Annotated in this window: 18 protein-coding genes; 13 read left to right on the forward strand and 5 right to left on the reverse strand. The window is 44.8% G+C overall.

Translation table 11 applies throughout. The features are described 5' to 3' along the window. Positions 1-155 precede the first annotated feature (155 nt). The 10 genes from AB6E78_RS00185 to AB6E78_RS00230 all read left to right on the forward strand — a co-directional run bounded on the left by AB6E78_RS00185 (position 156) and on the right by AB6E78_RS00230 (position 12603). Positions 156-875 (forward strand): GntR family transcriptional regulator, encoded by a 720-nt coding sequence (locus AB6E78_RS00185; RefSeq protein WP_372132315.1) that lies wholly within the window; start codon positions 156-158, stop codon positions 873-875. A gap of 100 nt (positions 876-975) precedes the next feature. Beyond that, on the forward strand, positions 976-1872 hold the full coding sequence (gene prpB, locus AB6E78_RS00190; protein ID WP_086049501.1) for a methylisocitrate lyase: 897 nt from the start codon (positions 976-978) through the stop codon (positions 1870-1872). A 147-nt stretch (positions 1873-2019) separates the two neighbouring features. After that, positions 2020-3234 (forward strand): 2-methylcitrate synthase, encoded by a 1215-nt coding sequence (gene prpC / locus AB6E78_RS00195; protein ID WP_372132273.1) that lies wholly within the window; start codon positions 2020-2022, stop codon positions 3232-3234. 101 nt (positions 3235-3335) lie between these two features. Further along, complete coding sequence (gene acnD, locus AB6E78_RS00200; RefSeq protein WP_102321434.1) at positions 3336-5972, forward strand: Fe/S-dependent 2-methylisocitrate dehydratase AcnD; 2637 nt, start codon at positions 3336-3338, stop codon at positions 5970-5972. A 9-nt stretch (positions 5973-5981) separates the two neighbouring features. Next, entirely contained in the window at positions 5982-7154 is a 1173-nt protein-coding gene (prpF, locus tag AB6E78_RS00205; RefSeq protein WP_017062295.1) for a 2-methylaconitate cis-trans isomerase PrpF, read from the forward strand. Positions 7155-7272: 118 nt separating this feature from the next. After that, positions 7273-9177: a propionyl-CoA synthetase gene (locus AB6E78_RS00210; RefSeq protein ID WP_372132270.1), complete on the forward strand. Its 1905-nt coding sequence runs from the start codon at positions 7273-7275 to the stop codon at positions 9175-9177. Positions 9178-9324: 147 nt separating this feature from the next. Next, on the forward strand, positions 9325-9771 hold the full coding sequence (locus AB6E78_RS00215) for a hypothetical protein (protein WP_050648228.1): 447 nt from the start codon (positions 9325-9327) through the stop codon (positions 9769-9771). Positions 9772-10007: 236 nt separating this feature from the next. Next, positions 10008-10409, forward strand: a complete 402-nt coding sequence (locus AB6E78_RS00220; protein WP_017062298.1) for a glycine zipper domain-containing protein — start codon at positions 10008-10010, stop codon at positions 10407-10409. A 215-nt stretch (positions 10410-10624) separates the two neighbouring features. After that, positions 10625-11104, forward strand: coding sequence for a GNAT family N-acetyltransferase (locus AB6E78_RS00225; RefSeq protein ID WP_009846623.1), 480 nt, complete (start codon positions 10625-10627; stop codon positions 11102-11104). Between the two features lie 86 nt (positions 11105-11190). After that, positions 11191-12603 carry an NUDIX domain-containing protein gene (locus AB6E78_RS00230; RefSeq protein WP_372132267.1) on the forward strand — a complete coding sequence of 471 codons (1413 nt, stop codon included), beginning with the start codon at positions 11191-11193 and terminating at the stop codon, positions 12601-12603. 100 nt (positions 12604-12703) lie between these two features. Here AB6E78_RS00230 and AB6E78_RS00235 read toward each other — a convergent pair whose 3' ends face one another. Further along, entirely contained in the window at positions 12704-13513 is an 810-nt protein-coding gene (locus AB6E78_RS00235; RefSeq protein ID WP_372132264.1) for a Cof-type HAD-IIB family hydrolase, read from the reverse strand. 184 nt (positions 13514-13697) lie between these two features. Here AB6E78_RS00235 and queE point away from each other — a divergent pair, with 184 nt between their 5' ends. Both queE and queC read left to right on the forward strand, forming a co-directional pair. Further along, positions 13698-14366 (forward strand): 7-carboxy-7-deazaguanine synthase QueE, encoded by a 669-nt coding sequence (gene queE / locus AB6E78_RS00240; protein WP_346762947.1) that lies wholly within the window; start codon positions 13698-13700, stop codon positions 14364-14366. Between the two features lie 58 nt (positions 14367-14424). Continuing rightward, entirely contained in the window at positions 14425-15120 is a 696-nt protein-coding gene (queC, locus tag AB6E78_RS00245; protein ID WP_004733611.1) for a 7-cyano-7-deazaguanine synthase QueC, read from the forward strand. 7 nt (positions 15121-15127) lie between these two features. Here queC and AB6E78_RS00250 read toward each other — a convergent pair whose 3' ends face one another. The 4 genes from AB6E78_RS00250 to AB6E78_RS00265 form a co-directional block, all read right to left on the reverse strand. Next, on the reverse strand, positions 15128-17107 hold the full coding sequence (locus tag AB6E78_RS00250; RefSeq protein WP_372132261.1) for a diguanylate cyclase: 1980 nt from the start codon (positions 17105-17107) through the stop codon (positions 15128-15130). A gap of 162 nt (positions 17108-17269) precedes the next feature. Next, a complete protein-coding gene (locus tag AB6E78_RS00255) occupies positions 17270-17620 on the reverse strand; it encodes a DUF2750 domain-containing protein (RefSeq protein WP_017062305.1) in 351 nt (116 codons plus the stop codon). 135 nt (positions 17621-17755) lie between these two features. Beyond that, positions 17756-18373 (reverse strand): OmpA family protein, encoded by a 618-nt coding sequence (locus AB6E78_RS00260; RefSeq protein WP_017062306.1) that lies wholly within the window; start codon positions 18371-18373, stop codon positions 17756-17758. Continuing rightward, on the reverse strand, positions 18373-19680 hold the full coding sequence (locus tag AB6E78_RS00265; RefSeq protein ID WP_017062307.1) for a TolC family outer membrane protein: 1308 nt from the start codon (positions 19678-19680) through the stop codon (positions 18373-18375). Before AB6E78_RS00265 ends, AB6E78_RS00260 begins: the two co-directional genes overlap by 1 nt. Positions 19681-20082: 402 nt before the next feature. Between AB6E78_RS00265 and AB6E78_RS00270 the strand changes: the two genes are divergently transcribed. Then, the coding region (locus AB6E78_RS00270; protein WP_372153718.1) for an Ig-like domain-containing protein at positions 20083-21385 on the forward strand (1303 nt) is incomplete at its 3' end.

The raw sequence follows: 21385 nt of genomic DNA on the forward strand, positions 1-21385 counted from the left end.
TTTTAAGTAAGTTTTTATCGCCTATAGAAAGTACTACCTTAGTCTAAATTGTCGACAATTTGCTTGATTGTCGACAATTTAATCGTGTATTTTATGTTCATGTTATGGAATTGTTGACAATTAAGGTTCAGCAAATAGAAGTGAGCAGCGTGAATATGAATACTGCGATAAAAGATCTCAGCTTAAATGCAAACACGAAAACACGTGTTAGCGATAAAGAGAACACTAAATCAGAAAATCTCACTGAGTATCTCGTTGAGGCGATTGTTAGCGGTGAATTACTACCGGGCAGTAAGATTTCGGAACCTGAATTGGCTAAACGCTTTGAAGTAAGTCGAGGTCCATTACGTGAAGCGATAATGCGTGTGGAAGGGCTTGGCTTGATTGAACGCATTCCTCATGTAGGGGCTCGAGTTATTACTTTTTCGGCAGACAAACTACTAGAGCTTTACGCGGTGCGAGAGGCATTGGAAGGCATGGCGGCTCGCCTAGCAGCGCGACATATCACACAAGAAGAGCTTATCGGGCTTGAAGGATTATTGTCGACACACTCAAAATACATCGATGAAGTCGAAGGTTCTTCTTACTTTCATCAACATGGGGATTTCGATTTCCATTACCGCATTATTAAAGCGAGTCGTAACAGCAAACTGATTTCGCTGCTGTGTGATGAGCTTTATCACCTATTACGCATGTACCGCTATCAATCGCCTAGGGCTCAGTCTCGGCCCAAAGAGGCGCTCGATGAACACAAATACATCCTACAAGCGATTCGCAACCGTGATGAAGAGCTAGCAGAAATGCTAATGCGAAGACACATCTCGGGAAGCCGATTACTTATAGAGCAACAAATTCAATCCAAAGATCTTGATTAATTGGCGACTGGTATTTGCTAGCGGTTCTTCGCTGGCGAGAGCTAAACATCAGTAGTCATAAAGGTTAGCTAGAAATAAACAATTAACAGGGAGCGTCATTATGAAGTTATCAGCAGGAGCTAAGTTCCGACAAGCTGTGCAAGACAACGACCCATTGCAGATCGTCGGTACGGTGAATCCGTATTGCGCGATGATGGCAAAGAACTTGGGGCATCAGGCGATCTATTTGTCTGGCGGAGGCATCGCCAATGCGTCTTATGGGTTGCCTGATTTAGGCATCACCACATTGAACGATGTGTTGGTAGATGTTGAACGTATTACCAACGCGTGTGATCTGCCATTGCTGGTGGATATCGATACGGGATTTGGTGGCGCATTCAATATTGCACGTACGATTCGCGCTATGGAGAAGGCAGGCGCAGCAGCAATCCATATGGAAGATCAAGTGGCCCAGAAACGCTGTGGTCATCGACCGAATAAAGCGATTGTTAGCCAGCAAGAGATGGTCGATAGAGTCAAAGCGGCAACCGATGCTAGAACCGATGAGAGCTTTGTGATTATGGCGCGTACGGATGCATTGGCGGTTGAAGGCATTGATAGTGCGATTGAAAGGGCGATTGCTTGTGTTGAAGCGGGCGCTGACATGATTTTCCCTGAAGCGATGAATCAACTCGATCAATACGTGAAGTTCTCGGCAGCGCTGAAATCTGCAACGGGTAAGCACGTGCCTATTCTCGCGAACATCACTGAGTTCGGCCAAACACCACTCTACAACTGTCACGAGTTAGCCCAATCAAGTGTCGACATGGTGCTTTACCCATTGAGTGCGTTCCGTGCGATGAATAAAGCGGCTGAGAATGTTTACAAGCACTTGTTAGTTGAAGGTAATCAGGAAGCTCTGTTGGATTCAATGCAAACCCGTAAAGAGCTGTACGAACACCTTAATTACCACGACTACGAGAACAAGCTTGATCAGTTGTTTTCAAGCGAAGGGTAAAAACAGTTTCAATTAATCAAAAATCAATTTAATCCAATAACGTGAAATGGTTAGTCGCCATATCCAGTACCGATGATAAAGATCATCGGACATATAAACAAGCAGCACCAAAGAGTGCAGGCGGCTAACACAGAAAAGGAGTTCACCATGTCTGTATCTTTGAGTGATAAAGCAGCTGTCGATAAGGCTTCAACAGAAAACCCACAACAAAGCGAAAAACCCGAAAGCAATCCAGCCAGCGCACCTGCAATCGGTGGTGCTGGTCTACGTGGCCAAAGTGCGGGAACTACGGCGCTATGTACCGTAGGCCAGTCAGGAACCGGCTTAACCTACCGTGGTTATGATATTACCGACCTTGCTAATCATGCTCAGTTCGAAGAAGTGGCGCATCTGCTACTAAGAGGCCACTTACCCACTGAAAAAGAGCTCGATGACTACAAAGCCTTGTTAGTTGGTCTGCGCGGCTTGCCTCAACCTTTGAAAGCGGCCTTAGAACTGATCCCTGCAGACGCTCATCCGATGGATGTGATGAGAACGGGTTGTTCAATGCTAGGTAATCTAGAGCAAGAGTCTGACTTCTCCGAGCAACTGCCTGCGACTGAACGAATGCTCGCGCTTTTCCCTGCCATTATTTGTTATTGGTACCGCTTTAGCCATGATGGCGTGCGAATTGATACTGAAGATCAAAGTGAAGCCTGTCTGGGTGGCTACTTCTTGAAAATGCTAACAGATAAAGCGCCGAGTGAACTGCATAAGCAGGTAATGCACTGTTCGCTAACGCTTTACGCAGAGCATGAGTTTAACGCATCTACTTTTGCTGCCCGTGTCTGTGCATCAACACTGTCAGATATTCATTCGTGCGTTACAGCAGCAATTGGCACACTAAGAGGTCCTTTACATGGCGGTGCGAATGAAGCGGCAATGGAAATGATCCAAGATTGGAAATCCGCTGATGAAGCAGAAACTAACATCATGCAGATGCTTGCTAACAAAGACAAAATCATGGGCTTCGGTCATGCCATTTATCGTGAAAGCGACCCACGAAATGCTCTAATCAAGCGTTGGTCAAAAGAGCTAGCTCAAGAGGTCGGTGATAAACAGCTTTACGCCGTTTCAGAACGTGTTGAAGCGGTTATGAAGCGCGAGAAAGGCTTGTTCTGTAATGCTGACTTCTTCCATGCATCGGCATATCACTTCATGGACATCCCAACCAAATTGTTTACTCCGATCTTTGTGATGAGCCGCCTTACAGGTTGGACGGCGCATGTGTTCGAACAAAGAGAAAACAATCGCATCATTCGTCCAAGTGCAGACTACACCGGGCCAGAGCATCAAGACTGGTTACCTATTCATCTACGTTAGCCCTCTATAACGAGCCGACTTATGTCTTGAGGTGACTTCCGTCTTCATACGACAAGGCCTCAAGAACCAACGAATAGAATTTAACAGATAATGGTGGATGTATGTCTGATGTGAAACTTGAACAAGCTCAGTACCTTGATAAAAATCAGTACCGAAAACTTTTACCCGGAACTCATTTAGAATATTACGATGCTTGCGAAGCGGTAGAAGCGATATCTCCGGGCAGTTATAAAACCTTGCCTTATACGTCGAGAGTATTGGCAGAGCAATTAGTAAGACGCTGTGATCCTGAAACCCTTGAAGACAGCTTAAAACAGATCATTGAACGCAAGAGTGACCTTGATTTCCCTTGGTATCCTGCGCGTGTGGTGTGTCATGACATTCTTGGTCAAACAGCCCTAGTAGATTTGGCTGGATTAAGAGACGCGATTGCCGACCAAGGCGGAGACCCTGCCAAGGTGAACCCCGTTGTCGAAACCCAACTGATTGTTGATCACTCTTTAGCTGTGGAACATGCAGGCTTTGATAGTGAAGCCTTTGATAAAAACCGTGCGATTGAAGAACGCAGAAACGAAGATCGTTTTCATTTTATTGACTGGTGTAAAATCGCGTTTAAAAACGTGAGTGTGATTCCTGCGGGTAATGGAATTATGCACCAGATTAACTTGGAGAAAATGTCTCCAGTGATTCAATCTAAAGAAGGCATCGCGTTTCCTGATACCTGTGTCGGCACCGACAGTCATACTCCTCATGTTGACGCTCTGGGTGTTATTGCAATAGGTGTAGGTGGTTTGGAAGCTGAGACTGTGATGCTCGGTCGTCCGTCTATGATGCGATTGCCTGATATTGTAGGCGTTAAACTGACGGGTCAACGACAAGAAGGGATAACCGCAACGGATATTGTGCTTGCGATTACAGAGTTTCTTCGCAATCAGAGAGTGGTTTCCAGTTATCTAGAGTTCTTTGGTGAAGGGGCTCGTGCACTGACCATTGGCGACCGCGCCACTATATCGAATATGACACCAGAATACGGCGCGACAGCAGGTATGTTCTATATCGATGAACAGACCATACAATACCTAAAGCTGACAGGACGCGAGCCTGAACAGGTTGAGTTAGTTGAGCTATACGCTAAGCAAACTGGCTTATGGGCCGATGATTTAGATTCCGCTCAATACGAACGTGTGCTTGAGTTTGATTTGTCTAAAGTTGAGCGCAACCTTGCAGGGCCATCCAATCCACATCGTCGTTTACCAACCAGTGAACTTGCCAAACAAGGCATCAGCCAAGCTTCTTGGAAAGAGCAACACGCTGAACAATATTCTGATGAACAAATGCCAGATGGTGCCGTGATCATTGCGGCGATTACTTCTTGTACCAATACCAGTAACCCAAGAAATGTCGTCGCCGCAGCATTGGTGGCTAAGAAGGCCAATCAGCTTGGATTAGTTCGTAAGCCATGGGTAAAAACGTCATTCGCGCCAGGCTCAAAAGTTGCCAAGCTTTATCTTGAGTCCGCCGGTTTGTTGCCTGAACTGGAAAAACTAGGCTTCGGTATCGTCGGTTATGCGTGCACAACCTGTAATGGAATGAGTGGTGCGTTGGATCCTAAAATTCAACAAGAGATCATCGACCGTGACCTATATTCAACCGCTGTGCTATCGGGGAATCGAAACTTCGATGGTCGAATTCACCCTTATGCCAAACAAGCGTTTTTAGCATCACCGCCATTGGTCGTCGCTTATGCCTTAGCTGGTACGATTCGCTTTGATATCGAAAAAGACAGCTTAGGTACAGACAGCAACGGAAAATCGATCTATTTAAGTGACTTGTGGCCGAGTGATGCAGAGATCGATGCAGTGGTCGGTGAACATGTTAAGCCTCAGCAATTCCAACAAATCTACGTGAAAATGTTCCAGCCAGACGAGGAACAGGTGACTACTGAACCGCTTTATGACTGGCGACCTCAAAGTACCTATATTCGCAGACCACCTTATTGGGAAGGAGCTCTGGCGGGAGAGCGAAGCCTATCTGGTATGAGACCTTTAGCGATTTTGGGTGACAACATCACCACAGATCACTTATCCCCTTCAAATGCGATTCTCGCTTCGAGCGCTGCGGGGGAATACCTCACCAAAATGGAAGTGCCGGAAGAGGACTTTAACTCTTACGCGACCCATCGAGGCGATCACTTAACCGCGCAACGAGCAACATTCGCCAACCCTAAGCTGTTTAACGAAATGGTGAAGGACGCTGGAGAAGTCGTGCAAGGTTCATTAGCAAGAGTTGAACCTGAAGGTCAAGTTACGCGAATGTGGGAAGCGATAGAAACCTACATGAATCGCAAGCAACCTTTGATTGTCGTTGCTGGCGCAGACTATGGGCAAGGCTCTTCACGGGACTGGGCAGCCAAAGGTGTGCGTTTAGCGGGTGTTGAAGTGATTGTTGCTGAAGGGTTTGAACGAATTCACAGAACCAACTTGGTTGGCATGGGCGTGTTGCCTCTGCAATTCAAAGCGGGGACCAATCGCAATACCTTAGAATTGGACGGTACCGAGCTTTACGACGTGTACGGCGACATTGAAGCAGGTTCAGACTTGGCTTTAGTGATCACTCGTAAAAGCGGTGAAAAGCTTGATGTGCCAGTAACCTGTCGATTAGATACCGCAGATGAAGTGAATGTGTATAGCGCTGGTGGTGTGTTGCAGCGTTTTGCCAAAGACTTTCTTTCACAGTAGGAGCTAGTTATGAACATCAAACAGATAAAAGTACCTGCTACCTACATGCGGGGAGGAACAAGCAAAGGCGTTTTTTTCAACTTAAGTGACTTACCTGAAGCTGCGCAAGTTGCCGGAGAAGCTCGAGACGCATTACTTCTGCGCGTGATTGGTAGTCCAGATCCTTATGGCAAACAAACCGATGGTATGGGTGGTGCAACATCCAGTACCAGTAAAACCGTGATTGTTTCGAAAAGTAGTAAAGCCGATCACGATGTTGACTACCTATTCGGCCAAGTTGCCATTGATAAGCCGTTTGTGGACTGGAGCGGTAACTGCGGCAATCTGTCTGCTGCAGTGGGCCCATTTGCTATTCATAGTGGCCTAGTCGACTCGAATCGTATTCCAGAAAACGGTGTGGTCGAGGTGCGAGTATGGCAAGTGAACATAGAGAAAACCATTATTGTTCATGTACCTATCGCTGGTGGCGAAGTTCAAGAGTTAGGTGATTTTGAACTCGACGGTGTGACTTTCCCCGCCGCTGAGATCCAAGTTGATTTCCTAGACCCCGCCGATGCGAGTGGCTCTATGTTCCCAACAGGGAATGTTGTCGATTTTTTAGATGTTCCCGATCTGGGTTGCATCAAAGCGACATACATTAATGCTGGGATACCCACCATTTTTGTTGATGCTGAATCGGTTGGCTACCAAGGCACTGAACTTCAATCAGATATCAATAGTGATACCAAAGCCTTGGCTCTGTTTGAATCCATACGAGCACATGGTGCAGTAGCAATGGGTCTTATTGATTCTTTAGAACAAGCTGAATCACGTCAACATACACCTAAAGTCGCGTTTGTTGCTAAGCCTCAAGCGTACCAAGCTTCCAGTGGTAAATCGGTTGCTGTCGAAGATACTGACCTTCTGGTGCGTGCTTTGTCTATGGGGCAACTGCACCATGCCATGATGGGTACGGCTGCGGTTGCTATTGCTTCAGCGGCAAGTGTTCCTGGCACCTTAGTGAACTTGGCAGCCGGTGAGGGAAGTCGTGATTTCGTGACCTTTGGACACCCGTCAGGAACCTTAAAGGTAGGTGCGAAAGCGCTGCAGGCCGAAAGTGGGTGGAAAATAGAGAGGGCGATTATGAGTCGTAGTGCCCGAGTGATCATGGAAGGTGCCATTCGTGTGCCTTTTCCCAAGTAAAGCGATTGTCGTGAACGGTTAAATGTTCACGAATACAACGCTGAGAAAAGAGTGCACCCAAGTGAAACTGTTAAAAGCTAGTCGCTTGGACTAATGGATAAATCATGGAGGAGGCACTATGTCTGCTACGAATCGAATGACTAGAAAAACAGATTACATCACCGAGTATCAATGGGCGAGGGAAGACCCAAATTCGTTTTGGGAAACACAATCACAAGCGATAGATTGGTTTGAACCACCAAAAACGATATTACAAACTGACGATAACGGAATTGAGCGTTGGTTTCCTGATGGGGTGATGAACACCTGCTGGCTCGCGCTGGATTATCATTGTGAAAATGGGCGAGGTGACAATACCGCACTGATTTACGACTCTCCAGTTACAGGAACTCAATCCTCGTACACTTACAATCAATTGCGTAACCAAGTGGCTAAAGTCGCAGGTATGTTAGCCACGCAAGGCGTTACCAAAGGTGATCGTGTGGTGATCTACATGCCAATGATTCCTGAAGCGGCGATGGCAATGTTGGCCTGTGCACGACTAGGTGCGGTGCATTCGGTGGTGTTTGGTGGTTTTGCCCCTCATGAGCTTGCCGTTCGAATTGAAGATGCCGAGCCCAAGGTGTTGATTACTGCATCCTGCGGTGTCGAGATAAATAAAGTCCTGCCATATAAGCCGATGGTCGATCGCGCGATCATGGACAGCCGATGGAAGCCTGAGAAAGTGGTGGTATTCCAAAGAGAGCAGTCTCTAGCCGAATTGAACAACGAATGTGATGTACTTTGGCAGCAAGCTGTTGAGGATGCTTTGCCTCACGTATGTGTGCCTGTTCTAGCGACTGACCCACTATATATCTTGTATACATCAGGGACGACGGGTAAGCCAAAAGGCGTGGTGCGCGATAATGGTGGTCATGCGGTCGCGATGAAATACTCGATGAGCACTATCTACGATATGCCGCAAGATGGTGTGTTTTGGGCGGCTTCTGATGTCGGCTGGGTGGTGGGGCATTCCTATATTGTGTATGCGCCATTGATTCATGGTTGCACAACCATCTTGTTTGAAGGAAAGCCAGTTAGAACGCCAGATCCGGGGGCATTCTGGCGTGTGTGTGAAGAGTACAACGTCGATGTGTTATTTTCTGCGCCAACGGCATTTAGAGCTATCAAGAAAGAAGATCCTGAAGGCGAGTTACTCACCAAGTATGACTTATCATCGCTCAAGTCGATTTTTATGGCGGGAGAGCGTTTGGACCCGCCAACATTGGATTGGGTTGAGTCTCATACCAATAAACCGGTTATTGACCACTGGTGGCAAACCGAAACGGGTTGGGCTATTTCTGCCAATCCGACAGGGCTGGAATCTTTGCCAGTGAAAGCAGGTTCTTCAACTAAGCCTGTGCCCGGTTACCAAGTCGAGATTCTTAATGAATTGGGTGAAACGGCACAGCCTAATCAGCAAGGCTTTGTTGCACTCAAACGTCCACTACCACCCGGTTGTCTGCCAACGGTTTGGCGTAATCATGATCGATTTGAATCTGGCTATCTGAGCCAATTCCCAGGCTATTATGTTTCTGGGGACGGTGGCTATCTCGATGAAGATGGGTATCTATTTATTATGGGCCGTATCGACGATGTGATAAACGTAGCGGGACACCGTCTGTCGACTGGAGAAATGGAAGAGATCGTGGGTGGTCACCCAGCCATTGCAGAATGTGCGGTAGTCGGGATTCACGATGACTTGAAAGGACAACTTCCTTTAGGTCTAGTTGTGTTAAAAGATGGCGTAAAAGTCGATGGCATTGAGTTGCAAAGGGAATTGGTTGGCAAGGTTCGTAATGAGATCGGCGCGGTAGCTTGTTTTAAGCAAGCCTTGGTTGTTGAGAGGTTACCTAAGACACGCTCAGGTAAGATCTTACGTAGAACGATCCGGCAGATCGCAGAAGGTGAACAATATGTGGTGCCTTCAACTATTGACGACCCTACCAGCTTAACTGAAATTGCTGAAAAGCTCGGCAAATAGACGTCGCAGTTTAGGTAATCTCACCTTCGGCTTGTTGATTTATACATAATCCGGCGTGATGGTTTACCTAAACTCTACTTTATTCATCCGCTTATCCATTGCGTTTACTATGACCTCATTATGAATCCCACATATTGAGGTCTTTTTATGCGAGCTTACTTTTTGTTGATTGCTTTATTGGTCAGTGGTGCTGCTAGTGCCAGTATTTCAAAGGATGAAGCGAGTAGAGCGTTGTTAGAACCTTTGAGTCATCCCAAGGTATTTAAATGTGTATCAAAGACTGGCGTCGATCTCTATCAAGCGGTTTTTGATATTGGTGTGGGATATGAAGCCGACCCTATTAACTCGAAGATGATCGTTAATTCAAGGAAAGGCCGCTACGAATATCAAATCTTAGGCGCAGTAAGGTCTGAAAGAGCTGGTGAAATTGTCGTGTTAACTCGCCATGTGGGAGACGGTGTTAAAGTTGCGGCTATGATTGATGACGAAAATGGCAAGATACTGGGGATCGGCGATAAAAATCATTATCGAGATTGTGGTGTTAGGCCACCACCTAGCGTAGCAAACATGCAAAACTTTTGGTCTAAAGGCTAAGAGATATGTGAAAGGCAAGAATTATAGAGAAAGCGCGATTGAGGCGACCTTATTGGTCGCCTTTTTTGTTTGTCAGGCTAAGGCGAGCTCAAAGATATATATCAATAAGCACTTATGCGATGGTTGAATGATACATAACTGAACATGATGTATCGTCTAAACGTGGCTTTATTTATTTCATTAACGGTTCTGCTTAAGATGGCTCTACTCCAAACGAAGAACTAAGCGAGACTCCTATGAAATTCACTAAACCTTTTCTTTTAGCGACACTGATTGTGACTCTTTCTGGTTGCGCATCACCAGCAATGGATAACGAAAATGAGAATGCCGCACGTAATCGTGGTGCGGTAGGTGGTGCTTTATTAGGAGCAACAGCCGGCGCTCTAACTGGAGATGCGAGTTTAGCCGTTAAGGGCGCTGCATTAGGTGGTGTGACTGGTGGTGTTGCGGGTTCAATGAAAGATACGGACGATGCAAGAAACGCACAACGAACCCAAGTTACTGCTGATGGTCTAGCGCAAGACAATCGCACTGATGCAGAAAAGCGAGTTGCGGAAGTAGAGGCGGAAATTAAGCTTATTGAACTGGAACAACAGCTTGCTGATCTCAAAGAAGAGAAAGAAGATAACGGTGCATAAAGCTGAAGCTACAGCAAAAGCCACAGCAAAAAACATAGCTTCGATATTCGTTTAATTCAAAATCATTCAAACAGAATGGCCACGTAATGTGGCCGTTTTTGTATCTAAAATACACACTTCAAACAATGAATTAATTCAATAACTTGTATAGATACTCACGCCAAGTAAACTAGACTCAGTTTAGATATTAATTTGGTTTGAGAAGCGCAATAGTCATGAATGTCACCTTAAGGGCCGCAAAGCACGCGGATTTAGAACAACTTAACGAGTTAATGTTCGATCTCCACCATCACCACCACCTTGCTAGCCCAGAGCACTTTAAAACGGCAGAAGAGATTGAGCAGGAAAAAAGCATTGCACGATACTTGGATGACCCTGAATGTTTGGTTTATGTGGCATTAAAAGGAGAGCTCATTGTTGGCTTTATCTCTGGGCATTTTTGTGAGCTTATCTCAACGGTCAGCAAACCAGTGCCGATGGGAAGTGTCGATGAACTGTTTGTCTTGCCTGATTATCGAAAAGAATCGATTGCTGAAAAGTTGTTTAACAAAGTTGAAAGTACTTTTGATGATTATGGGGTTGAACAAGTCTTTGTAGAAGTTTGGGACTTTAACTCGCCTGCCAAGGACTTCTATCAAAAAATGGGGTTCACACCTCACATTCAATGGATGAGGAAGGCTTTGCACAAAACGTAGACAGCGATTTTGTGTGGCTTTGATTACAATAGTTCAACTGCAACAGCAGTCTTCAATATTCTTCTATTAATTTTTAGGTAAACTCGTTGGTTATTCGATATTTATTAGTTTTCATACTGTCTCTTTTGAGTACTACTTCCGCTTGGGCAAACGACACTTTGCCCGATCATATCGCGGGCGCCTTGTGTGTAGTACGTGCTGATAACCAAATCGTGTTGGTTGATGAGTTGATCACCGGTCAATTGTCTCTACCGGGAGGCACTGTTGTTTCAGGTGAGCCGCCAGCCGTCGCGGCGCAACGTGAAACGTGGGAAGAGGCTGGTTTGTCGGTAACGGTCGGTGATGTGCTAGGTTATACCGACAGTGCCGTCGTGTTTGATTGTATTTCTGACTCTGAAGTGATCAGTTACAAGGCTCGAAATGAGTTAGGTGGCTTTGAGCTGCCGATTTGGTTTGCTCCTCATTATGGCGTGGAAGTCAGCCGAGCGATGTTACTTCCTCCTACTGAATTGCAAGATCACCAATACCGCTACCCAGAACAGTGGTCTGAGATTAACGAGCTGTTTTTATCTGCGACAGATCAACCGGTGACGTATGTGACTGAGCTGGTGGGCGCGGCACCCAAAGTCCATCAAGTTGAATTAAATTGGATTGTGTCACTTCAAAACACGTTCGATAAGATGCCAAGCGTATTTGCGAATACTGTGCTTTTGACTGACTTGTTGGCCAAGCCATGGGTCTTCATTGTGATATTGCCGTTAATTGCTTGGTACTTTGGCCGTAACTTCGCGTTGAAGTTTTGCTTCACTTTGATCTCGGTGACACTACTTACTTTAATCGCGCACCAAGGTTTTGGTTTTCCACGTCCACACGCTTACATGCCAACATTGAAACTGGTGATGAGCAGTGGGTATAGTTTTCCAAGTCTGTTGGCTGCCTTGTGGGTCAGTTTAACCTTGTTAGTCTTTTGGAAACTAAAGCGCCTCTTGGAGCAAAAAGCCATTCTGGTAGTGCTCGCTGGCCTGCTGTGGATCATGCTATTTAAGTCTTATTCAGGTAGTGCGTTTTTTAGTGATGTATTAATGGGTGGCGTATTAGGCGCTTTAACGACGTGGCATATCGTGAGATTAGACGCGAAACCGGATGTTGATATTAGCGCCTTATTGAGTTCTAAAGGTGTTTGGTGGGCATTGTGCTTACTGTCGATTGTTCTGACGGTGATATGGCCACTGCCAACATTCTCATTCTGGGTGGCGATTTTGATGACGATTGCATGCCTAGTGACGTTAACAGACTCGAAACCTTTGGTTGGTCAGTTCTCATTCAAGATCGTTCTTGGAGTGATGGCGATGTTGTTAGCGGGAAATCTTCTGATTAGCTGGGCTGGAAGCTTTGTCTCTTTCAGCGGTATTGCTTCATTTATTGTTGAAACGTTACGTTTCCCAATCTTGATTCTGTTTGGTGTGGTGGCATTTCGTCTGCCATGGAAAAGAGAGTAGGCGAACCGACTAATATAAAATCAAAAAAGGCTGTGCAGTGCACAGCCTTTGTCATTTGTACAACAAGCAAAAAGTAATTATCACTATAGCTGCTGAGCGTTTATGAGTTGAAGATAAACTTCTCAATCGCGACCGCTACACCATGGTCGTCGTTGCTCGCTGTGATGTGATCCGCCAGTTTCTTGGTTTCTTCCATTGCGTTTTCCATTGCAATGCCAAGGCCAGCGTATTCAAGCATATGATGATCGTTTTCAGCGTCACCCATGCAGATTACTTCTTCTGCTGTAATACCCAAGTGCTTAGCTATCGCCTCAATACCGACACCCTTGTTTGAATTTGGGTTTAGGAATTCTAAGAAGAATGGTGCACTTTGCACGATAGTAAACTGAGTCTTAAGCTCTTGTGGCAACTTGCTGATTATTTCGGTGAGCTTGCTTGGCTCTGCAACAATCATAGTTTTGATGATTTCATGGTCGTCTTCTAGTTGAGAAAAGTCGAATTCGGTAATCTCTAAGCCGTTAATACGCGCTTCAATAGCTGTGTACTCATTGTTTTCAGGGGTGATTAAGCCATGAATCTTGCTGAATGCATGAACATAACCGCCAAGCTGTACAGCGAGGGCTGCGATCTCTTTAGCGGCTTTACCATTGCTGATCTCACTGTGAATGAGTTCTTTTGTAGAGACGTTTTGAACCATAGAGCCGTTGTAGAAGAGCACAAAGTCATCTTCGCCGTTGATTGAAAGCTCGTCTAACTTACTCTGCATGCCTTCTAAAGGACGACCAGAAGCCAGAACCACTTTCACACCTGCAGCGCGTGCTTTGGCAATCGCGTCTTTGTTCTCTTGAGAAATTACTTTATCACTGTTGAGCAGTGTGCCATCCATATCAAGAGCAATCAGTTTGTACATGTTGTTCCTTAATAAAAAATTAAAAGCTAACGAAATCTATGGGCGAAAGGATAAGGGAACTTGAAAGTTCAGGCTAGGGCTTTGATCAACTCATTTATCAGTACTCATTTGTTTGACCAAAAGGGGGAAGTGCTTTAAGGTCTGCGGTTGATTAATTTCATCAAATGATTGAGCTGAGGGAAAGTTGTACAAGATTAATGAAATGTTTGAAACCATTCAGGGTGAGGGCGTGTTTACTGGCGTTCCCGCTGTTTTTGTTCGTCTGCAAATTTGCCCAGTGGGCTGTTCTTGGTGTGATACCAAGCAGACCTGGGAAGCGTTGCCAGAAGAGGAAACCAGCCTTGGCGATATTATGGTTAAGACAGAAGATTCACCTACTTGGTCAGCAATCGATGCTCAAGGAATCGTGAATGAATATATCAAGCAAGGTTACACTGCTAAGCACATTGTGATTACTGGTGGTGAGCCATGCATTTATGATCTTGTTCCTCTTACTGAAGCGTTTGAGCAGCACGGTTGTCGCTGTCAGATTGAGACTAGCGGAACATCAGAAGTTAAAGCCACACCGGACACTTGGGTTACGGTGTCACCGAAAGTGGCGATGAAAGCGAAACTGGAAATCTTAGATAGCGCCTTGCAACGTGCTAACGAAATTAAGCATCCAGTAGGTACAAGCAAAGACATCGAACAACTTGACGGTTTATTGGAGCGAGCAGCAGTTCCTAACGACACTGTTATCGCTCTGCAACCAATCAGCCAAAAAGACCGCGCTACTCAGCTTTGTATTGATACCTGCATTGAGCGCAATTGGCGCTTATCAATACAAACTCACAAATATTTGAGCATCGCATAGGTTGTATTTTTACTGGGCAAGATAAGTCGCTAGTAGAAGGTTCTCGTAAGGATTTAAGATGAAAAAAGCAGTGGTAGTATTCAGTGGTGGTCAAGACTCAACAACGTGTCTTGTTCAAGCATTAAAAGAGTATGATGAAGTTCATGCGATTACGTTTGATTATGGTCAGCGCCATAGACTCGAGATTGAAGTTGCTGAGTCATTGTCGAAAGAGCTTGGTGTGAAAGCGCACAAAGTGATGGATGTGACTCTGTTGAATGAACTGGCTATCAGCTCTTTGACTCGTGACGATATTCCTGTGTCTCATGAGCTGCAAGAGAATGGGCTGCCGAATTCATTCGTTCCTGGTCGTAATATTCTATTTCTGACTCTAGCGGGTATTTACGCTTACCAAATCGGTGCAAATACCGTAATCACGGGCGTGTGTGAAACTGATTTCTCAGGCTACCCTGATTGTCGTAATGACTTTGTGAAAGCGATGAACTCTGCGCTTGTACAAGGTATGGACAAGCCGCTCGATATTAAAACACCGTTAATGTGGCTCAACAAAGCTGAAACATGGGCGTTGGCCGACCAGTACTCAGCACTTGAGCTTGTTCGAAATAAAACACTGACTTGTTACAATGGCATTGTCGGGGATGGTTGTGGCGATTGCCCAGCGTGTGAACTGCGTAAAGTTGGCCTTAACGATTACCTAGGTGATCGTGAAGGTATTATGGCTGAGTTGGTTCGCAAACAGACTGAGAATAAATAACCTCAGGTCAATCAATTGGTTCGTTGTAAGCATCAATGATGCAGTTTCGGCCGTTGCTTTTGGCTTGATAGAGTGCTTGGTCAAGCACTGAATACAAGTCATCAAAGTCACTTAATGCGTTTGAGGTTGCTAGATAAGCAAAACTCGCGGTCACATTAAGTGACTTTTTGCTTTCTGATAAAAAGACAGTGCTTGAAATTGCGTAGTGCAACTCTTCAACGCGTTCTCGTACCTCTGCTGGTGGGGTATCGGTTAACATGATGACAAATTCTTCACCCCCTAAGCGACCAAACAATTCACCATTCACTAAGTGTTTTCTAATTTGATCACTAATATGGACCAGTGCCCGATCACCAGTAGGGTGCCCATGCTCATCATTAATCTTCTTAAACTTATCTAGATCGAGCAGCACGAGCACATGCTGTTTGTCCGTCCCTTTACAGCGTTTCACTCTTTTGATTCTTCGAATTATCTCAGTTCGGCTATATGCTTTCGTTAAGCCATCAATTGCTGCTTTTGCGCGAACCGTTTTGTTTATCAATACCGTGAAGCTTGCAGCGCAAAGCAACAGAATAACAACGATGTTGTACATCCATCTTTGATGTTCCATTTTTTCAATTTGAACGCGGTCGAGTTTCGTCTGATGTGTCAGGAAAGAGCTTTCTAGTTCTTGTTCATATTTGGCGTGCGTCAGGCCGAGCGCTTCGAGTGCGAGTCGATTGTCGATATCTCTAGCTTCCATTTGTATTGACGAGTATCGCTGGTAGAAATAGAAAGCTTGTTGGTAATCGCTGAGTGATTGATGAATATCAGAAAGCTGAAGAAGTGATTGCGCGATGTATTTATGCCTTGTGACTTGTTCAGCTAATTCTAGCGCTTGTTGAGCATAGTTGAGTGCTTCCGTTGGCAGTTTCTGTTCTTCGAACATATCGCTGATCGCCAAGTAAGCATTGATGCGAATGACATCATTGCTCAGTTCGCTCGAAGCTGAAAGAGACTCAATTAGGTAGGTTCTCGCCACATCATAGTTTTTCGTTTGAGTGTACGCTTTTCCTAAGCCAAGACTTGTGAGTGCAATACCGTAGCTATGCGACGTTGAGCTCAGCAGTGTTCTTGCTGTCTGAAAGTGGTGAATTGCTAGTTCACTTTGCTCTTGGTTAAGGTAGAGATCCGCAAGGCTGTGATGCACTTGTGCTTTCATTAAATCTGAAGCGTTTACTCTGAGAATGAGAGCTTGCTCTAGATACTCCGCCGATTTTTCATATTGCTTTAATTCTTTGAGCAAGTTACCCACATCGTTGTAAACCCCTGAAATATCATGCCCTTGTGGAAACACGTTTATTAGTGATAGGTAGGTGTCTAGTGCAGCTTGATAGTCACTGCGGAAATGATGATTGTTCGCGATGACTCGATAAGTCCCGAATTTTGGTAATACAGGGTCAGCGATGTCATGTAAATCTGACTGAAGGGCAGAGCAGTAATAGTTCGCTTGATGGTATTTAGCTTGCTCGTTAAGCGATCGGCATAGCTGGTACTTTAGTAAGGCTTTACCAGTTAAATCACTGCGAGATTGCATTTTCGCCAAAAGTGTTAGAAAGCCTTGTTGTGCTTGTTCATATTGGCCTTTGCCGTCTTTCCTCAGAGCAGAAATAAACGCTGTTTCTATCGCTTGGTAGTCATTGTCGTTTGAAGCGATTCCGTAGAACGGCTGATCTCGGTGGCTCATGTATTGATACAGAAGAGACGCAAGGTAAAGCTTATCTCCATAAACCGTTGAGCCGATGTAGCGTGTTTGCAGCATGTTTAATGCGCGCTCAGGAGAGTGGTTTAAAGTAGAGAGATAAAGCGCGTTCCAATCAGCATTTGGAGTAGAGCTTAGATTGGAGGTATAGACTGGTGAATTGTGGTCACGATCTGATGTTGATACTTGGCTATAAGAACAAAAGCTAATGAATAGTAGAAAGGTAACAAAAACGAAGTGATTCACAAGAGACGATCAATCAGATAAAGAACGATATTCTATTATTAGTTTGATGTTGCTTCAAATTTTGAATGGTGCGACTACGTGGTTATGCGAGGTAGGTCTCTAATTTATTGATACTAATCAGAGGTATATCGGTCGCGCGAATCGTGCGACCGATATCGGAAATTAGATGTATAATTTCGCTAGGTCAGAAGGCTCAAGTTCTTTGCCTTCTAATGTTGCATTCCAGTTAGTACCAACAAGAACGCCGTCTTCAGCAAGAGTCAGTAACCAATCTTCTACAAAGATATCTAGTGGAATTTCTAATACTTCGAAGTCAGCCCACTCTTCAACGTTGTGAGTTTGAGCATCTTCTTTTGAAGACCAGAATGGCATCACTTCGCTGTTTTCGAATTCACTTGAGTCACATGCTAGCCAACCTTCTTCGTTGCGAAGGCCCCATACCAGTTTAGTTTCTTGTGTTTCAGAAACGAAAAGTTCTAGATTTGCTTGAGTATCAGCTGTTAGTTTGCTCATGGATTAATTCTCTATGTTGATAACGTGGCAAGATTAACATTATAGACGGCTTAGGTATATGCTATTCAAGGAATTATCACCATACTGAAACGTTAACTTAAGATAACGTTTCAGTATGGTAAAAGCTGGGTACGCCTACTTTTTAATTTTGGTGAAGATGTGCCATTCTTCTTTGATATTACCCTTAAATCCAACAACGGAAGCAACAACTTTTCGATGTAGTGCGTGATTGATTTGGGTGTCATCACTGCTGAATTCAGAATCACCATGACCTACGATGCTGACTCTAGATGGCTGAATACCGTTGCTAATTAGCGCTCGTCTTACATGTGATGCACGTTCTTTCGAAAGCTTTAGGTTATGTTCCGCGTTACCTACTTTGCTGGCATAACCTTGCAATTCAATGCTGGTACTTTCGTAGCGCTTTAAAAATGCCGCCATTTGGCGTATCTGCCCTAGAAAGACAGGGTTTATTTCCGTTGAATTATTAGCGAAGAGTATATGCAGCTCTTTCTTTTCCGATGACTCGAAATATGATCCACAACCGTCGTTATCGATCTCGGCACCAATTTGTGTATCGGGACATAAATCTCGCGCGTTTATTACACCGTCATTGTCATCATCTTGAAGATCGTAAATTTGAGTGACCGGCGGTAGAGCGCGATATTCGAATTCATCTTCGTTGTTTTCAGCTAAAGCATTGGCAGATACAACCATGAAGCAAAGCGATAATACTGTGTTGGTAAGCTTCATTAATATTCCACCTTTTCATTCCATTCTTCTGGGATCTCAACTCGTAAACCGATGAGTAGGTTACCAGTTGCGTTCATTACGCGATATTTTGCGTATTGCTCGTCATACTTAGCATCTAAATAGCCTTTACGAGCTTCGAATAATTCATTCTCAGTGTTAAGTAAGTCGAGAAGGGTACGTTTACCGATACGGTATTGTTTCTCATATGATATTACCGTGTCTGATGCCGAGTCTACGTGGTCAGATAGGAACTCTTTTTGCTGAACCGTTAAATCAAGTGCGCTCCATGATAGACGTAGACTCTCTTCTACATTGCGGTAAGTACTTTCGCGAAGGTCCTTGGCTTTGTTGAGTTGGTAGGCTGCACTTTCTGTGCGGTCTTGATCCGAACCACCATTGTAAAGGTTGTATCTTAAACGAACCATGGCAGAAAACTCATCGCTGCTGCCTTCTGTACCACCGGCGTCATCACGCCAAGTTTGAGCGGCTTCAAAAGAAACAGTCGGGTAGTTGGTACTCTTAGATTGTTTGTATTGGAACTTCGCTGAGTCAACATCGGCTTGTGCAATCTTAATGACTGGATGCTGGTTAAACGCTTTTGCCAACGCACCATCAACGGTATAAGGAATTGCACCCGCATCTGCGCGAGGGAAAGTTAACCCTAAAGGAGATTGACCAACAAGTCTTTTAAACTGAGTATGCGTATCAAAAAGGTTGTTTTGAGCAGCAAGCAAATTCCCGTGCGCTTTCGCAATACGAGCTTCAACTTGTGACATATCTGCGGTTGAACCAATACCTGATTCCACGCGCTTACGAATATCGTTATATATCTCTTTGTGCGTCGCTAAGTTACTTTCCGAAAGAGAAAGCACTTCATAGGCTTTCACTGCATCAAGATAAACCTTTGTTACTTCTAAAGCGATGTCTTGCGCGTTAGATAGTAGTTGATAGCGCACGGACTCTGCATCAGCCGCAGTACGGTCAATATCATTGGATGTATTAGCGCCATCCCATATTAACTGGGTCAAGGTGATCGTTGCTTCTTTTCTAGTCAGATCGGTAGTGTCTTGGTTGGTTGCTAGATCAGTATGTTCATAACCAATCCCACCATCTAAGTCTATACTTGGTCGATAAGCACCACCAGAAGCGTCGTTAAGATAACGCTTACTGATATATTCGTTATAAGCACTTTTGATTTCAGGGTTGCTCTCTAATGTAAACGCAACGGCTTGCTCTAAGGTTTGTGCTGTTGTCGGCAAACTTAGCGCTATAGCTAACCCTAATGTTGTCGTTTGAATGTAATTCAATTTCCATCTCTCCAAATTGGACTGCATCTAAACCTACGCTTTTTAATGTGCTAGATACGAAATTTAGATGAACCGCCAAAAAAATAACGTTCGCTCGAGAAGCTACCGTAAATGGTTGTAAAGTTGTTAACAGTTTGCTGTGCGTTTTATGATGATTTTGAGAACGTCAATTTTACGTTTTTAGCTCTGTTATTTTTCGCAAACACAATAACTTATATTGATAGTGTGAGCACTTTCATTATTGTGTGATGTGATCAGCGTCATTACCTTGTCACTCGGTATGTTAAATGCACGATTCATAACTAGGAATTATGTGATGTTAAATGTTATATTTAGGCTAATATTATAAATAAGATGTCACAAAGTTGACGTGACAAGCGAAAATGGTTTTTAGGGGTTGATATGGACATTACAGCATTGAATTTGACCGGTGCTCTTGCATTGGGTCAGCGCATTGTTATTTCAGTTGATGGCACGGTTAGAGTACTCGAAGAGGGAGAGCCTCTACAGGCTGGAGATGTAACTCTTGAATCTCAAAATGGACCTAATGAACCTCAGGTATCAGTTAAGCGTTTTTCACCTGAAGACGGTGAAGTTGAACTAGACCAGGATATCGCAAATATTTTTGCCGCATTAGAAGAAGGTGAAGACCCTACTGAGTTAGGAGATGAGTTCGCTACCGCTGCTGGTCAAAATGGTTCTAGCTTGGCAACTAGTGGGACTGTAGAGCGAGACGGTGAAGAAACGATCCCAGCAACCGAATTTATAACAACGGGATTTGAAGCGCTGGGCATGTCGCGAACTCAAAGCCTGAGCCTTCTAGAGCAATTCCGTTCGTTTGAGCAAACTAATAGCGCCCCTACCTTTGTTGATACCAATAACTCGCCTGTCGGTGACACTCTCTCATTTACAACCGATGAAGATACTCCAGTAAGCGGAACGTTGTCAGCATCAGATGAAGATGGCGATTCGCTGTCTTTCGTTAAGTTCACCGATCCATCAAACGGTACTGTCGTTGTCGATGAAAATGGTGATTGGACTTATACCCCCAACGAAAACTACAACGGTACCGATAGCTTTACGGTTATCGTCGATGATGGAAATGGTGGTACTGACACAATTACGGTTAACGTTGGCGTAACTCCCGTAAATGACGCGCCGATAGGTAATGACCTTTCAGTAACCACCGACGAAGATACCCCAGTAAGCGGAACGCTAAACGCAACAGATACGGACGGAGACTCGTTAACATTCTCAAAAGGCACAGATCCGTCAAACGGTTCTGTAGTCGTTGATGAAAATGGTAATTGGACCTATACGCCAGACGAAAACTACAACGGAAGCGATAGCTTCACCGTTGTAGTTAGCGACGGGAATGGAGGCACAGATACTATTACTGTTGATATTGGCGTGACGCCTGTAGATGACGACTCTTTATTTTTTAACCAAGAACTAAGTTATGCGGAAAACCAAGTGGCGGGCGCGGTGGTGGGTACCTTGTCCGGCAGCGATCTGGATGGCGTGACCAAATACGAGTTCAAACACAGTGACGGCACCTTAAGCGCCACAAGTGAAGACGGCTTCTACAGTGTGGATGCGGCCGGCAACATCAGTATCACGGCAGCGGGCGTTTCGGCGGAGGTGAACGATTTCGAGCAAGGCACGAACAGTGGCGATTACCAGATGGTGATGACCGACGGTTACG

This window comes from Vibrio sp. 10N.247.310.98 (genome assembly GCF_041467395.1).
GTDB lineage: Bacteria > Pseudomonadota > Gammaproteobacteria > Enterobacterales > Vibrionaceae > Vibrio > Vibrio crassostreae_C.